Raw genomic sequence first — 15,754 nt, forward strand, 5'->3', positions numbered from 1 at the left:
GTAGCAGGGCTACGTTTTTCCCCTCCTGCTGTTCCTTATATACTCTCGTTATGACTGGTGAACAAACCGAACAAGTGAAGCCTCAGTTGGCCAAAGAACCGCTCGTTAAATCAGCCCGTGTTTGGATGCCAAAACGGGTTGTTTTCACAGCCGATGCGTTGAAAGAGCCTTTTGGCCAGGCAATGTACGAACGAATTTCGGCCTTTGATCTACCCATCGAAGTAGCTAAGAACAACCGCATTACGGGTTTGCGTGGAGCAGACGAGCGGGAGACCTATCGTATTGCTAAAAATACGCTTGCCATTGTCAACGCACCACCGAGCGCTTTCCGTTTGCAACCCATTCCGCCGTCAGCAGACTGGCAAATGAACCTGGCGGAAGGATGCCCCGCTCATTGTCACTACTGCTATCTGGCGGGTAGTTTGGCCGGTCCACCCGTAGTTCGTGCCTATGCAAACCTGCCCAAGATGCTTGCGCATACCGCTACCTACGAGGGTACCTTTCCGCCCAACAAAAGCTGGCAGGGCCACGATCCCAACCGCCCCACCAGCTTTGAAGTTAGCTGCTACACCGACGTACTGGGTATTGAGCACCTGACGGGTAGTCTGGCCGAATGCATTCGCCATTTTGGTACGCGTGAGCAAGGTCAGTTGCGCTTCGTCTCTAAATACAATCAGGTTGATAGCTTGCTAGACTTACAGCACAACGGTCAGACACGTGCCCGGTTTAGTTTGAATACCGACTCGGTGGCCCGGCGGTTGGAAGGAGGTACGGCTTCGGTTGAGGCTCGGTTGCAGGCGATGCGAAAGCTGGCGCTTCCCCGCGAATTAGGCGGTGGCGGCTATCGGGTCGGCGTAGTTCTGGCTCCGATCATGCCCATTCCTAACTGGCGCGAGGAATATACGGCTCTACTAGACCGCATTAAAACGTATCTTGACTTTCCCTGTGACCTAACGGTTGAATTTATCACTCACCGGTTTACTCCAGGCTCCAAGGACGTGCTGATGCAATGGTATCCAAATACATCGCTCGACATGGACGAAGCGGGCCGGGCCGAGAAACGAAACAAGTTTGGCGGTACCAAATACGTCTATCAACCCACCGACATGAAAGACATGAAAGCGTTTTTTTATGCTGAATGGGCGAAGTGCTTTCCCAACGCACCGATGCTTTACTGGACGTAATTTTCCTGACCCCTCTCTTAGAAGAGGGGTCAGGAAACTAGCTACCACACCTTTGCCTGTTCGACTTCGGGCTTGTACAGCTTCTGTCCCGGCTTTACGCTAAACGCCCGGTAAAACGGTTCGAAATTTGTCAGCGGACCGTTGACCCGAAACTTAGCGGGCGAATGTGGATCAGTAGAGATTCCAGCCCGTTCGGTTTCGTCACGTACCTTGATGCGCCATACCTGCGCAAAGCCCAGGAAAAAGCGTTGATCGGGTGTGAAGCCGTCAATTTTATCGGTGCCCTTGCCCTGCTTAGTGAGTTTGAACGCCTGATAGGCTAGCGTGATACCGCCCAGGTCGGCCAGGTTTTCGCCCAACGTTAGCCGACCGTTTAACTGTAAATTGTCAAGAACCGTGTACTTGTTATACTGGTTGACAACCGTTTGCACTTTCGTCTTGAATCGCTCGGCATCCTGTTTGGTCCACCAGTCGCGAAGGTTACCATTCGCGTCATATTGACGACCCTGATCGTCGAACAGGTGGGTCATTTCGTGGCCGATCACCATTCCGATACCACCGTAGTTGATGGCATCATCGGCATCTTTGTCAAAGAATGGGAACTGAAGAATTCCCGCTGGGAAAACGATTTCGTTGTTAGTCGGATTGGCGTAGGCATTCACCGTTGGCGGAGTCATACCCCATTCGGTGCGATCAACGGGTTTGTTGATTTTTGCAAACTCTTCCTTGTAATAGTGCTTCCGGGCCCGCTGCACGTTACCAAAATAATCGTCCCGCTTGATATCGACATCCGAATAATCTTTCCACTTGTCGGGATAGCCGATTTTCTTGACGAATTTATCCAGCTTTACCAGGGCAACTTCTTTGGTTTCGGGAGCCATCCAATCGAGCTTTTCGATGCGCTCGCGGTACACCTTTTGCAAATTATCGACCAGCGTCAACATCCGCTCTTTGGCTTCTGCCGGGAAATATTTCTTAACCCATAATTGTCCCAGGGCTTCTCCCAGCGAACCGTCCGTACGGTCAGCAATGCGCTTCCAGCGTTCGGATAGCTGAGGCTGTCCGTAGAGCGTTTTGCTGTTGAAATCGAAACTGGCCTGCTCAAAGGGTTTGCTCAACAAACTGGCGTTGTGGTCCAGCAGGTCAAACACAAGCCGGTCTTTCAGTACACTAATCGACGCTGTCGGTAATGTTTTGTCCAATGCCTGGTAGTAGCCAGGTTGCGCCACCAAGACCGTATCGATTTTCTCCAGACCCATCGTGCTGAGCAACGTCCGCCAGTCGAGGTTGGGCATTCGTTTGGTCAGGTCAGCAACGGCAAATTTGTTGTAATTCGCAACCGGATCCCGCAGATCGGCGGGCGCTTTGTGCGACTTGGCCAGGGCCGTTTCAAATTCCAGAATGGCGTCGGCTTTGGTGCGAGCCGAAGTCGGATCGACGCCAACCATCGTAAAAAGTTTAGCCACGTAAGCGACGAAAGCTGTTCGAATTTTCTTCGTGGCCTCGTCGGTGCGGGTGTAGTACTCTTTCTCGGGCAACGACAAACCCGCCTGACTGAAATTGATCCGATTGATCGAACTCTGCCGGTCGTCGGAACCGACGTAAAACCCAATGAACTCCCCGCCCCGATTACTTTCGTCAGCAGCTAAGTAGTTCAACACCTGCTTGTAATCGGTCAGAGCCGCAATTTTTGCCAGTTCGGCTTTTAGCGGTTCGTAGCTGAGTTTGTTAATGGTAGCCGTATCCATCCCGCTGGCGTAGAAATCGCCAACTTTCTGTTCGACACTTCCCGATTTAGCGTCAGACTTGGCGGCTTCTTCCAGAATGGATCGCGTTTTGCGCTGGTTATCTTCGTAAATCTGGTAAAACGAGCCCCAGCCGGTCTGATCATCGGGAATTTTCGTTTTCTTCACCCAGGCTCCGTTGGCGTACGAGAAAAAGTCATTGCCAGGCAAAACAGTCGTATCCATTCCCGATTTGTCGAAAAAGGTGGTACGCGAAGGCACGTCGTCCTTCTCTTTTTTCTGGCAGGCTGTCAGGGCCAACGCACACAGGCCGACGACAAATACCGCATTGATTCGTGTCATAATTCGCAGTAGAGTTTCATGAAATGGCAGTCCGGTATGAACTTAAAGAGCAAGATCAAAAAACTTACTGAAACTTGGTTCGCTTTTTGATAAATGTCCGCCAACGAGGTATCACATGACAAACCACAATCTTTCCTTATCTTCGTTTATCAATTCGTCAAATTTTACTTTCACCATGAAAAAACTGCTCATTCTCAGCTTACTCGTCGGTGCATCGTTTGGTGCTTTTGCGCAGGGCGAAGCGAGTTATCACGGCAAAAAAATTACCGAAAAAGGAGCTATCCCCGCTACGCAGTTATCGGCAAAAATGAACGGCAAAGACAAGCTGGATACGAAAGTCGAAGGCACTGTCGAGTCGGTCTGCAAAATGAAAGGCTGCTGGATGAAAATTAAAACGGGCGACGGACAAACCATGCGCGTCATGTTTAAAGACTACGCCTTCTTCGTTCCGAAAGACATCGTTGGCAAAACGGTCGTTGTAGAAGGCACCGCCGAAAGTACGACTACGCCGGTTGACGAACTCCGTCACTACGCCGAGGATGCGGGTAAATCAAAAGAAGAAATCGAGAAAATCAACCAGCCCGAAAAAGCTCTGACATTTATGGCCGACGGCGTGATCGTGAAAAAATAATTGATCGATCCAACCTTTTTTCAGGCGGACGAATCCTTGTCAAAAAACACCAGGGATTATGTTTAATTTCACAAAGGCGCTTTCTGGTTTACTCATCGTTGGAACCGTACTGCTTGCGGCTTGTCACTCTGGAGACACAGTACCGCGTGAAAAACTTCCTGCTGACCACTTGGCTCTTCAGGCTGGAACATCCATACAAACATCAACTGGCTTAAATATCCGGGCTGATTCGGTTCGTGTATCCATTTGCCCGCCTAACGCTGACTGTTTCGCTCCTGACAATGCTAGTGTCTTGCTACACTTGTCAAAAGCGTCTCAGAGCCAATCTGTTCGGTTATTTGCATGGATTCCTAATTATAGGCGTATGCCTACTAACCAACCGACGCTTATGGACTCAACAAGCATTGACTTTGGCGGACAACGATATAAGGTCATTTTACGAGATGGACGGTATAATGCTAGCTCTAGCTCAGAATCTTCGCAGGAAGTTATTGTGCAGGTTTCGCCGATTGACTAGCTCACTTTAACTAATTTCAGTAGATTAAGGGCTGCAACGATCCGTTGCGGCCTTTTTTGTACCCAACCAACAATCTTTTATGAAAAAACTATACCTACTGGCAGGATTATCCCTGCTGGCAGCTCCTCTGTTTGCCCAGCGTACACTCATTCACTGCGGAAACCTCTTCGATGGCGTCGGCAACTCGCTGCAACCTCAAATGACGGTTGTTGTTGAAGGTAACAAAATTACCGCTATTCAGAAAGGCTATACCAATCCTGCTGGTAAAGACGCCGTTGTCGATCTGAAATCAAAAACTGTCCTGCCTGGCCTGATCGACATGCACGTTCACCTCGAAAGTCAGACGCGCCGGGGCGGAGCCATTGATGGCTTTACGAAGAACGTGCCGGATGTGGCTTTCCAGGCGTCAAAATACGCCAAAACAACGCTTCTTGCCGGTTTTACTACGGTGCGAGACTTAGGAGGCAGCGGTGTCAATATTTCGCTTCGCAATGCCATCAATGCTGGGCTGGTTGACGGTCCTCGTGTGCTGACCGTTGGCAAATCCATTGCAACAACCGGCGGTCATGCCGATCCGACGAACGGCTACCGTAAAGATCTCATGGGCGATCCGGGACCAGAAGATGGTGTGATCAACAGCGCAGCCGATGCCCGCAAAGCCGTTCGGCAACGGTACAAAGACGGAGCCGACCTGATCAAAATTACGGCAACGGGTGGGGTGTTGAGTAACGCAAAAGATGGGTCTAACCCCCAATTTACGGAGGAAGAAGTGAAAGCGGTGGTCGATGCGGCCAAAGATTACGGTTTTGCCGTGGCGGCTCACGCCCACGGGGCCGAAGGCATGAAGCGAGCCATCCGCGCGGGCGTGCAAACCATCGAGCACGGCACGTTTATGGACGACGAAGCGATTGAACTATTCAAAAAGCACGGTACGTACTTTGTTCCGACGATTATTGCCGGTAAAACCGTCGCCGATTCCGCCCGGATGTTTGGGTATTACCCCGCCCTCGTGACGCCGAAAGCCCTGGCAATCGGACCGAAAATTCAGGCTACGTTTGGTAAAGCTTACAAAGCGGGAGTTAAGATTGCCTTTGGAACCGATGCCGGCGTGTACATTCACGGTTACAACGCCAAGGAGTTCGAATACATGGTCGAAGCCGGTATGCCCGCCGTAGAAGCAATCAAAACAGCCCTGCTAACCAATGCCAAGCTGCTTGGCCTGGATACGCAAATTGGCTCGATTGAAACGGGCAAACTGGCCGACATCATTGCCGTTAGCGAAAATCCGTTGCAGAATATCAAAACGTTGCAGACCGTTCAGTTTGTGATGAAGGACGGAAAGATTTACAAGCAGTAGTCGTTCACGCCTAGTCACCTCTAAATAGGGGTGACTAGATACGCGTATCCTCTTTTAGTAACGCATTGACTCGTTCGGCTTCTTCGTGCTGAACCCAGTGGGTAGCGTTTTCCAGATAAACAACACGTCCTTCATCGCAAAGATCAAGACTAAGTTGGGCCATTTCGCGCTTTAAAAATCGGTCTTTGACACCCCAGATAATCAGCGTCGGCACGGTGACCCGAATCGATTTCTGACGACTTGGTGGTTTCCGTAGAGCCGCCCGGTACCAGTTGACCATTGCCGTTAATGTACCGGGTTGCGACCAGGCCGTTTTATAGTGGCCGAGATCGTCGTTCGTAAACGTCCCCCGGCGGCTGCTTCCACGCAGGGTTCGCGCCAGAAACGAGTAATTGCGTAATCCCAGTAATTTTTCGGGCAGCCAGGGCAGTTGAAAAAATCCGATGTACCAGCTCCGTTTTAGTTGACCCAGATCACGACTGGCAAACTTTTTCATAACAACCGGGTGGGGTACGTTCAGCACAACAAGCCGCTCGACCCGCTCTGGATATACCACAGCGGTCCACCAGGCGACAGCCGCGCCCCAGTCGTGACCGACGACCCTTGCTTTTTGCCGACCTGCTGCGTCGATTAATCCAATTATATCGGCGGCTAAACTATCAATTGCATAGGAAGCTACCCCTTTCGGTTTGTCACTCAGGTTATAGCCGCGCTGATCGGGTACCCAAACGCAAAAACCGGCTGCGGCTAGTTCACTAATCTGCTGGTGCCAGCCGTACCAGAACTCGGGAAAACCATGCAGCAGAATAACCAACGGCCCATCAACTGGACCCGCCTGAACCACGTGCAGCCGAATGCGCCCGGATTGTGTATTGTTGATGTCGACAAATGTGTGTTCCATAGAAAAACAAATGTCGTTTTTGAGTGAATGTTTTTTGTGCGTTTTGGGTGTGGTGTCAGGTTCTCAAACCTGATACCACACCCAAAACGCCACTTACTGTTAGAAACCGAAATACCGCTCGGCGTTGCGATAACAGATGTCCTGTACAATCTGCCCGATCCAATCCACATCATTCGGTAGCTCGCCGTTTTCAATATCGTTCCCGAAGATGTTGCAGAGAATGCGTCGGAAATATTCGTGTCGGCTGTACGATACAAAACTCCGCGAATCGGTCAGCATCCCGACGAAGGCACTCAACAAGCCCATGTTCGACAAGGCGTTGATCTGTTTTTCCATCCCGTCTTTCTGATCCAGGAACCACCAGCCCGAACCGAACTGTACCTTACCGCGTACCGAACCGTCGTTGAAGTTGCCGATCATGGTAGCGATCACTTCGTTGTCCGCCGGATTGAGGTTATACAGAATCGTCTTTGCCAGTTGGTTGCGATCATCCAGACCACCCAGAAAGCGCGACAAGGCAACAGCCTGCGGAAAATCGCCGATGCTATCCCACCCGGTGTCCGGACCGAGATCGCGCAACCGCCGAACGTTGTTGTTCCGGAGCGCCCCCAGGTGAAACTGCTGCGTCCAGCCTTTCTCGTGATCCCATTCGGCAAATTGAACGAGCATGAACGACTTGAACTTTAGTATATCGGTAGGGCTAAGCACCTTTAGTCCATCACTCCAGTTGAGCAATAGATTGTCGAAAATCGTTTTGATTTCGCTTTCTACGTACGGTTCGGCATAGACAGTTTCGAGACCGTGATCGGATAAGCGGCAGCCCATTTCGGCAAAGTAATCGTGCCGGGACTTGAGCGCATCCATGTAATCAGTTAGGGTACGAATTTCGCGGTTCGTCACCTCCCCCACTTTCTGAACATAAGCCCGAAACGCAGCCGGATCATCAACGGCCATAGCCTTGTCAGGTCGGAACGTAGGCAGGATCTTTACTTTAAAACCGTCCCTGGCAATAGCGCGGTGGTGCTCAAGTGAATCCGTCGGATCATCCGTCGTACAGACCACCCGGACATCGAAATGTTGAAGCAGAGCGCGTGTCGATAGGTTGGGCAATTGCTCATTACAGCTATCGTACACCGACCGGGCCGTAGAGGGGCTTAGAATATCGGTCAGGCCAAACGGGTTTTTAAGCTCCAGATGCGACCAGTGGTATAGGGGGTTCCGCACTGTGTACGGCACGGTTTCCGCCCATTTCTCAAACTTCTCCCAATCGGATGCATTGCCCGTGCAGTACCGTTCATCGATGCCGTGGGTGCGCATAGCCCGCCATTTATAATGGTCGCCGTAGAGCCAGAGCTGCGTTATGTTCTCAAACCGTTTATCGGCAGCAATCTGATCGGGCGGCAGATGACAGTGGTAATCAATGATTGGCATGGGCCGGGCGTACTCGTGGTAAAGCCGCCGGGCTGTCTCCGTCTGAAGCAGAAAGTCGTCGGACAAAAACGCGGGAGAAGACAAGAGTGTATTCATGGTTGGAAAAGCAAAAACCGGGTAGTTTCTCCCGGTCTCTGTATTTATTTTTTAAAAGGGTGACTCATGAACTGAAAACGATTCACCTTCGGCGTAATTGCCATTATCTACCTAGCTAGTCTGTGTAGGACAAACAACTAATCCGGGCAACAGGCTATTGATGCATTAGCCCCGTCATCAGGCCGCGTAGTTCTGCCAGTCCGCGCAATCGGCCAATAGCGGTATAGCCCGGATTGGTCCGCTTACCCGACGTCAGATCATCGAGCATCCGGTGACCATGATCGGGGCGGAACGGCATTCGCAAATCGGTTCGGCCTTCGTCTTGCCGCCGTTTCTGCTCGTTCAACAAAGCCCGCATCACGCCTGCCATCGGCACATCGCCCTCGAGGTGGTTCGCTTCCTGGAAACTACCGTCGGCATTCCGTTCGGTACTGCGCAGGTGAACAAAGTGAATCTTATCGCCCAGCCGTTCGGCCATGCCCACTAAATCGTTATCCGCCCGAACGCCGTAGGAGCCCGTGCAGAAACAGATTCCGTTCGCCGGTGAGTTGGCCGCAGCCAGCAGCGCACGGGCATCGGCTTCGGTGCTGACCACGCGGGGCAACCCGAGAATCGGGTATGGCGGATCGTCGGGATGAATGGCTAGTCGTACACCAACCGATTGAGCTACGGGTACGATCTCCCGCAGGAAGGCATACAGATTCTGCCGTAAGTCGTGGTCGCTGATGTCTTTGTACGCATCGAGCGCATTCCGGAATTGTTCTACGGTATAACTTTCTTCGGAACCGGGCAGCCCCGCAATGATTGTGCGCGTCAGGCGTTTCACCTGCGCATCCGTCATCGAATCGAGCATTGCCCGCGCCCGTTGCTTTTGGGTATCGTTGTACAGGTATTCCGCGCCCGGACGTTTCAGAATATACAGCTCAAAAGCAGCAAATTCGGTAGCATCGAACCGTAACCCCGTCGAACCGTCGGGCATAGGATAATCGAGATCGGTCCGCGTCCAGTCGAGGACAGGCATGAAATTGTAACAAACCGTATCGATACCGGCCTGCGCTACATTCACAATCGATTCTTTGTAGTCTTCGATGTAGCGCAGGAAATCACCGGATCGCGTTTTGATCCCTTCATGAACAGGAATACTTTCGACAACCGACCAGGTCAGGCCCGCCCGTTCAATTTGTGATTTGCGGCTCTGGATTTCGTCTATCGACCAGACTTCGCCGTTTGGAATATGATGCAGGGCGGTTACAATGCCGGTAGCGCCAGCCTGTCGTACGTCGTTTAGCGATACCGGATCATTCGGTCCAAACCATCGCCAGGTTTGTTCAAGCATTTTATAATCAGTAAGTTAGTATATTAATAAGCAAGCAAGTTTGACACGTACAGACCATTTGACGGCTTGCAACTACCGACTTACTGACTAATTTTAGGTAAAAAAGCGTATTTCTATGCTTTTCTCACTAATTAGCAGTCATTTGTTTTGCAAACGCTCACAACATCCGGTCGTTTCCGCTGGCGTATCGTCGCGCTGTTGTTCCTGGCAACGACCATCAACTACATTGATCGCCAGGTGCTTTCCTTTACGATGACCGATGAGGTTTTTCGCAAAGAAATGCTCGATTTACCGCTTGACAAAGAGCTGACCAAGGAAGCCATCGACCGGTTCAAGATCCTGTACAGCGATGTGGATGCGGCTTTCAAATTTGCCTATGCCATCGGTTTTCTACTGGCGGGCTGGCTTATTGACCGGATTGGTACCAAACGCGGCTTTGCCCTGGGCATTATTGTCTGGAGCATCGCGGCTACCTTGACGACGTTTGTGCAAACGATGACCGGTCTGCGGTGGACACGGGGTATTTTGGGGCTGGGCGAATCGGCTAATTTCCCGTCGTCGGTCAAAACCATATCGGAATGGTTTCCCCGGCGCGAGCGCTCGTTTGCCAATGGACTTTTCAACGCCGGAACAAACGTCGGCATCATCCTGACGGCTCTCGCCATTCCTTCCCTGATTCTACGCTTTGGTTGGCGAAGTTCCTTTTTTGTAACGGGTTTACTCGGTTTTGGCCTGCTTATACTCTGGTGGTTTACCTACAGCAAACCCGAACGGAACCCAAAGCTCTCCCCCGCCGAACTAGCTTACATCCGGAGCGACGAGGAACGTCGTGTGCCCGTAAAACCCTCCTGGGGGCAATTGTTGAGCTACAAACAAACCTGGGCCTTTGCCATTGGTAAGTTCCTGGCCGATCCGATCTGGTGGTTTTACATGACGTGGCTTCCCGATTTTTTCAACTCAAATGACGCGCTTGATCAGAAGCTCGATCTGAAAAGCTTCGGCGTTCCTTTCCTAATCATTTACCTCGTTTCCGATGCCGGGAGCATTTTCTTTGGCTGGCTGAGCACCCAGTTTATGAGCCTGGGCTGGTCGGCCAATCGCGCCCGCAAGACCACCATGCTTATCTGCGCCTTGTGCGTTGTACCCATATTTTTTGCGGCTCAAACCAACAGTCTGACCATCGCTATCGCCCTCATTTCGCTCGCTACGGCTGCGCACCAGGGTTGGGCGGCCAACATGTACACCTTTGCCTCCGACCTGTTTCCGAGAAATGTTGTGGCATCGGTAACGGGTATCGGCGGTATGTTCGGGGCGGTGGGTGGTATCCTGCTCGCGCTGCTGTCTGGACGAATTATTACGGCATTCGGGTATTTGCCCATGTTCATCGTTGCCAGTTGCAGCTACCTGACCGCTTTGCTGCTTATTCACCTGGTCCTGCCCAAACTGGAACCGGTCAAAGCCGAAGAATTGGAAAACCGGGGAAAATGGAGCTTGTTAAGTGCCAAATAAATACTACACATTTCTCAACGGATGCCCGTAACTTGCACATTCTAATCTACCCTTCTTACCATTCATGAAAGTCATCACTTTCGGCGAAGTTATGCTCCGGCTTAGTCCACCGGGTGTTGAGCGTTTTGTACAAACCGATTCATTGACCATGCACTTTGGCGGGACCGAAGCCAATGTGGCCGTCTCCCTGGCGCAGTTAGGACTCGAAACCGCCCACGTCACTCGTTTTCCCGATCATGCTTTAGGTCGGTCGGCGGCTGGCTACTTACGTCAGTACGGCGTAGGAACGCAGCATATTCGTTTCGGTGATGGTCGACTTGGGTTGTATTTTCTGGAAACGGGTGCGGGAAGCCGGGCCAGCCAGATTATCTATGACCGTGTCGATTCGGCGTTTTCGCGCATCACGCCCAACGATATTGACTGGGAGGTTGTCCTGAGTGGTGCCGACTGGTTCCACTGGACCGGGATTACGCCCGCACTCTCGCAGGGCGCTGCGGATTGTTTGCTGGCTGGTATTCAGACCGCGAATCGACTCGGCGTTCCGGTTTCGGGTGATATCGTTTACCGCAGTAATCTCTGGCAATACGGTCGTACTCCGCAGGAAATTATGCCTGCCTTAACCGAAGGCTGTACGCTTGTTTTGGGTAACAAAGCGCTTTTTTCGGAACTGTACGGCGTGGTAGGCAGCACGTTTATCGAAGCAGGACGGGCTATGATGAAACGTTTTCCAACCCTGAAGTACATTACGGATACCAAACGCAATTCCCTGAGTGCATCGCACAATGAACTGTCGGCCAAGCTGTTCGACGGCAATACCGTTCATAAATCAAGAGTGTACAGCATTCAACCTATTGTGGATCGGATTGGCACAGGTGATGCCTACATGGCCGGACTGATTTACGGTTTGCTTACTTTCAACGATCCACAGCGAGCGGTTGAGTTCGGCGCAGCGGCTTCAGCCTTGAAGCATACGATTCCCGGCGATGTGAATCTGGCCACCGTCAGCGAAATTGAAACGCTGGAAGCGGGTGACAGTTCCGGAAAACTGCGACGCTAAAACACGCTTGTGCTTTGTAGAATTTAGTGGCCGACCGTCGATTAATGACCGTCCGCCCAAAACGATAAACTTCATAAAAATGGCCCGCATTCCCCGACTAACGCTTTATCAAACCATCCGTCAGACCCCGCTTGTTCCCGTCTTTTACCATCCCGACGATGAAGTCTGTCTGGGTGTCGTGTCAGCCTGTTACCGGGCGGGTGTTCGGGCGTTCGAATTCACCAACCGGGGCGATTTTGCCCACGAACGTTTTGCGAACCTGAGCCGGATTTGTGCCCGCGAGTTTCCCGGTCTGGCACTTGGTGCCGGTACCGTACTGGACGCGCCAACGGCTGCGCTTTATCTGCAACTCGGTGCTGACTTCATTGTCGGTCCAACTTTCAGTGAAGAAGTTGCCCGGCTGTGCAACCGTCGAAAAGTGGCTTACATGCCTGGTTGCGCGACATTAACCGAAATTACTACCGCTCACGAATGGGGCGTTGAAGTGGTCAAGATCTTTCCGGGAGAGGTGTTGGGACCTCAATTTATTCGGAGCCTAAGCGGACCGCTGCCGTTTGCCAGTGCGATGGTAACGGGTGGCGTTGAACCCAACCGGGAAAGCCTATCCAAGTGGTTCGGTGCGGGTGTTGTCGCCGTTGGGATGGGTTCACAGCTTTTCCCAAAAGATGTACTAGCAAACCGTGCGTTTGATAAAATAGAGGCTACAGTTAGCGATGTACTGCGTATTATTGCTGAATTGTGAAGTATCAACCCGACGTTTTCATCTTTACGCAATAGTTAACGAACTTCTTAGATGATTGCAGAACAGCCTGCCACCCACCCACCCATGTCAAAACTCAACCGTTCGACGCATCCCGCTCCTGTTTTTCCGGAAAAGGTCTTACAGTTCGGTACAGGCGTCCTATTGCGTGGCCTGCCCGATTATTTAGTGCAAAAAGCCAATGCTGAAGGTCGATTCAACGGCTCGATTGTCGTCGTTAAATCAACCGATAGTCAAACCAGCGAATTTTCGGATCAGGATAATCTGTACACCGTGGCCGTTCGGGGTGTTCAGCAAGGTGAAAACGTAGCCGAAACAACGATTGTGTCGGCGATCAGCCGGGTGATGGCGGCTCAGACCCAGTGGAATGAGATTTTGATGCTGGCTCGAAACCCAAAGTTGCAGATCATCATTTCCAATACCACCGAGGTAGGCTTAAACTATACCGAAGAAAGTATCTTCCAGCATCCTCCCCAATCGTTTCCGGCGAAGTTGACGGCCTTTCTGTACGAACGATTCCGTAGCGTAGGCGGCTCGAAAGCCAAAGGTCTGGTAGTTATTCCAACGGAGCTGGTCACCGACAATGGTTTGATCCTTCGCGAAGCCGTGGAAAAACTGGCTCAATTCAACGAGTTGGGCAAGCTGTTTACGAAGTGGCTTAAGTTTCACGTTCGCTTTTGTAACTCGCTGGTTGACCGCATTGTCACGCGCCCAACCGACGAAGCTAAGCAGGAACTTCAACAGGAGCTTGGCTATGAAGACGACCTGCTGACGTTTACGGAACCGTATCACCTGTGGGCTATCGAAGGCGACGACCGCGTTCGGGAAACGCTAAGCTTCGTGGACGGAAGTACGCCACAAGTAATTATTGACGAGGATATTAATTTTTACAAAGAGCGTAAGTTACGGGTACTGAACGGTACACACACGCTCACCATGCCACTGGGCTACCTGCTCGGTTTGGAAACGGTAGCGGATGAGATGAAGCACCCGGCAATGAGCAAATTTGTCGAGTCGTTGATGCTCAAAGAGATCGTGCCGACCGTCCCAGATTACGGCGTTCCGGGTATGGACAAAGCCGATGTTGCCCAGTTCGCTCACGATGTACTGGATCGGTTCCGCAATCCGTACCTCGATCACCTGCTGCTGAACATTTCGCTTCAGGAAACGGCAAAGATGCAGGCTCGAAACGTAGCGACCATTCAACGGTACTACGAACAGTTCAATGCGGTGCCCAAATTTATAGCGTTGGGTTTCGCGGCTTACCTGCGTTTTATGAAGGCCGTACGGCAGGAAGAAGGCCAGTTCTTTGGCGAGATTGCCGTCGGTGGTGGGGTACTCAACTACCCGATCCGCGACGAACGCGCTGGTTATTACTACGGCGACTGGCAGACCGTCAAGGAAAATGATTCCGCAACCGTTTTTTCGTTTGTCAAAAGCGTACTGTCCGACAAATCGCTCTGGCAGGCCGATCTGACAACGTTGCCGGGCTTCACCGAAGCGGTGGCTGACTACCTGAACGAGATTCTCGAAGCGGGTGCCGAAGCGGTGCTCAACAAAGCCGTATCGGAATAATTTTTTCGTACAGCCAGCGTCAGGTTGGTCAACCCGATGCTGGCTGTACGCTACCTAATTGGCAAGTAGCGATAGCAATAATTCCGGTTCGTTGGTGGTGATGAAATCAGCGTGCCGCTCCAAAAACCACATCAACGTTTCCCGATCATTCACGGTCCAGACGTTAACTGTCAGGTGACGCTTTTGCGCGTCGGCTATCCAGTCTTCGTTTTTCTTTAGTACACTGAAGTGGTAATCTAAGCCAAACAGATTGTCGGCAGCCAGTTGCTCCGGTGATTTGTCGCCGTACAGGTAAGCAACCCGTGCATCCGGATTAAGCGCTTTCACTTTCTTACAAACGTCATAATCGAAAGCGATGTAATCGACCCAGGCCTGCGCTTTTAATTGGTTTACGGTTTGCAGGACACGCTCCGTCAACGCCATCGACCGTTCTTTCCCCATTGTCGATGTTTTTATTTCCAGAATCAGCCGGGTACGGTTTTGTTTCATGCCTTCGGTCAGATAAGCTTCCAGCGTGGGCAGGGGCTCTCCGTTGCTGAGTTTGATTTTAGCCAGTTCCGAAGAAGGCGTTTTCTCGATAGCAAGCCCTTGAATGGTCGCGTCGTGATTGACGAACAACACCGAATCGGCGGACATGTGCACGTCGAACTCGCTACCCATGCAGCCTAGCCGAATCGCATTTTGTAGCGCCGTAATCGAGTTTTCACTTGTCTTGGTTTGTTTCCAGGCTCCCCGGTGTGCAATTACCTGATTGCGGATAAATTCATCTTTCACAATCCGAAACGTATCGCGCACGCTACCAGAAGCCGTTTGTCCTTCAACGATAAGATCGTACCAGGGCGTGGCCGTTTTCGCGGCTTTCGGCGAAATAGCCAGCTGATTGCTTTTGTTCAGGGTGAATAAACCCGCATTAGGCCCCCGCAGGCTCAGACGACTTACCGGACCAGTAGCCCGAAGCGTCCCTACCGCCGTTTGTGTGGGCGAATACGTATAATTGGAGAGCGATAAGGTGTGCTGAGCGTTGGCAGCCAAGTGACTTAAGCAGCTAGTGAGCAGTAAATTGAGTACAGTAATTCGAAAATTGACCATGACCGGGCACTGATTAGTAAGCGTATTGGTAAGAAAAGAGAAGCAAGGTAGCCTTCATACTCCAAACTCAGTTGAAACTAAGATTATCATTACCCGGTACTAGACAACATAGCCATAATGCGAACAGAAACTTACCGGGCGATGCAACTCTGTCTTCGGCAACGACAGCTTACCCATCAATCGTCTGAATAGACAACTATTCAGCTTGCAATATACTTTTTGCC

At 51.5% G+C, this 15,754-nt stretch carries 12 protein-coding genes; 7 read left to right on the plus strand and 5 right to left on the minus strand.

Features of this window, described 5'->3' with window-relative positions; translation table 11 throughout:
- Positions 1-50: 50 nt before the first annotated feature.
- Positions 51-1,184 carry a spore photoproduct lyase family protein gene (locus tag LQ777_RS17135; protein ID WP_232559155.1) on the plus strand — a complete coding sequence of 378 codons (1,134 nt, stop codon included), beginning with the start codon at positions 51-53 and terminating at the stop codon, positions 1,182-1,184.
- 41 nt (positions 1,185-1,225) lie between these two features.
- Here LQ777_RS17135 and LQ777_RS17140 read toward each other — a convergent pair whose 3' ends face one another.
- Positions 1,226-3,271, minus strand: coding sequence for a M13 family metallopeptidase (locus LQ777_RS17140; RefSeq protein ID WP_232559156.1), 2,046 nt, complete (start codon positions 3,269-3,271; stop codon positions 1,226-1,228).
- Positions 3,272-3,446: 175 nt separating this feature from the next.
- Between LQ777_RS17140 and LQ777_RS17145 the strand changes: the two genes are divergently transcribed.
- Together LQ777_RS17145 and LQ777_RS17150 are read left to right on the plus strand one after the other, a co-directional pair.
- A complete protein-coding gene (locus LQ777_RS17145; protein WP_232559157.1) occupies positions 3,447-3,902 on the plus strand; it encodes a DUF4920 domain-containing protein in 456 nt (151 codons plus the stop codon).
- Positions 3,903-4,498: 596 nt separating this feature from the next.
- Complete coding sequence (locus LQ777_RS17150; RefSeq protein ID WP_232559158.1) at positions 4,499-5,776, plus strand: amidohydrolase family protein; 1,278 nt, start codon at positions 4,499-4,501, stop codon at positions 5,774-5,776.
- A 34-nt stretch (positions 5,777-5,810) separates the two neighbouring features.
- Here the strand turns inward: LQ777_RS17150 and LQ777_RS17155 are convergent, their stop codons facing one another.
- From LQ777_RS17155 to uxuA, 3 genes are all read right to left on the minus strand, one after another.
- Positions 5,811-6,677 (minus strand): alpha/beta fold hydrolase, encoded by an 867-nt coding sequence (locus LQ777_RS17155; protein ID WP_232559159.1) that lies wholly within the window; start codon positions 6,675-6,677, stop codon positions 5,811-5,813.
- 99 nt (positions 6,678-6,776) lie between these two features.
- Positions 6,777-8,204, minus strand: a complete 1,428-nt coding sequence (gene uxaC / locus LQ777_RS17160) for a glucuronate isomerase (protein WP_232559160.1) — start codon at positions 8,202-8,204, stop codon at positions 6,777-6,779.
- Positions 8,205-8,358: 154 nt separating this feature from the next.
- Complete coding sequence (uxuA, locus tag LQ777_RS17165) at positions 8,359-9,540, minus strand: mannonate dehydratase (RefSeq protein ID WP_232559161.1); 1,182 nt, start codon at positions 9,538-9,540, stop codon at positions 8,359-8,361.
- Between the two features lie 147 nt (positions 9,541-9,687).
- Here uxuA and LQ777_RS17170 point away from each other — a divergent pair, with 147 nt between their 5' ends.
- The 4 genes from LQ777_RS17170 to LQ777_RS17185 all read left to right on the plus strand — a co-directional run bounded on the left by LQ777_RS17170 (position 9,688) and on the right by LQ777_RS17185 (position 14,441).
- Positions 9,688-11,049, plus strand: a complete 1,362-nt coding sequence (locus LQ777_RS17170) for an MFS transporter (protein WP_232559162.1) — start codon at positions 9,688-9,690, stop codon at positions 11,047-11,049.
- Positions 11,050-11,113: 64 nt separating this feature from the next.
- Positions 11,114-12,106, plus strand: coding sequence for a sugar kinase (locus LQ777_RS17175; protein WP_232559163.1), 993 nt, complete (start codon positions 11,114-11,116; stop codon positions 12,104-12,106).
- A gap of 79 nt (positions 12,107-12,185) precedes the next feature.
- Positions 12,186-12,848, plus strand: coding sequence for a bifunctional 4-hydroxy-2-oxoglutarate aldolase/2-dehydro-3-deoxy-phosphogluconate aldolase (locus LQ777_RS17180; RefSeq protein ID WP_232559164.1), 663 nt, complete (start codon positions 12,186-12,188; stop codon positions 12,846-12,848).
- Positions 12,849-12,932: 84 nt separating this feature from the next.
- Entirely contained in the window at positions 12,933-14,441 is a 1,509-nt protein-coding gene (locus LQ777_RS17185; RefSeq protein ID WP_232559165.1) for a tagaturonate reductase, read from the plus strand.
- Positions 14,442-14,495: 54 nt separating this feature from the next.
- Here LQ777_RS17185 and LQ777_RS17190 read toward each other — a convergent pair whose 3' ends face one another.
- Positions 14,496-15,530 (minus strand): glycerophosphodiester phosphodiesterase, encoded by a 1,035-nt coding sequence (locus tag LQ777_RS17190; protein WP_232559166.1) that lies wholly within the window; start codon positions 15,528-15,530, stop codon positions 14,496-14,498.
- Between the last annotated feature and the right edge of the window lie 224 nt (positions 15,531-15,754).

Source organism: Spirosoma oryzicola, assembly GCF_021233055.1.
GTDB lineage: Bacteria > Bacteroidota > Bacteroidia > Cytophagales > Spirosomataceae > Spirosoma > Spirosoma oryzicola.

Coding starts and splice junctions, on each gene's coding strand:
- LQ777_RS17135 (WP_232559155.1), top strand. CDS start 51: ATGACTGGTGAACAAACCGAACAAGTGAAGCCTCAGTTGGCCAAAGAA.
- LQ777_RS17140 (WP_232559156.1), bottom strand. CDS start 3,271: ATGACACGAATCAATGCGGTATTTGTCGTCGGCCTGTGTGCGTTGGCC.
- LQ777_RS17145 (WP_232559157.1), top strand. CDS start 3,447: ATGAAAAAACTGCTCATTCTCAGCTTACTCGTCGGTGCATCGTTTGGT.
- LQ777_RS17150 (WP_232559158.1), top strand. CDS start 4,499: ATGAAAAAACTATACCTACTGGCAGGATTATCCCTGCTGGCAGCTCCT.
- LQ777_RS17155 (WP_232559159.1), bottom strand. CDS start 6,677: ATGGAACACACATTTGTCGACATCAACAATACACAATCCGGGCGCATT.
- uxaC (WP_232559160.1), bottom strand. CDS start 8,204: ATGAATACACTCTTGTCTTCTCCCGCGTTTTTGTCCGACGACTTTCTG.
- uxuA (WP_232559161.1), bottom strand. CDS start 9,540: ATGCTTGAACAAACCTGGCGATGGTTTGGACCGAATGATCCGGTATCG.
- LQ777_RS17175 (WP_232559163.1), top strand. CDS start 11,114: ATGAAAGTCATCACTTTCGGCGAAGTTATGCTCCGGCTTAGTCCACCG.
- LQ777_RS17180 (WP_232559164.1), top strand. CDS start 12,186: ATGGCCCGCATTCCCCGACTAACGCTTTATCAAACCATCCGTCAGACC.
- LQ777_RS17185 (WP_232559165.1), top strand. CDS start 12,933: ATGTCAAAACTCAACCGTTCGACGCATCCCGCTCCTGTTTTTCCGGAA.
- LQ777_RS17190 (WP_232559166.1), bottom strand. CDS start 15,530: ATGGTCAATTTTCGAATTACTGTACTCAATTTACTGCTCACTAGCTGC.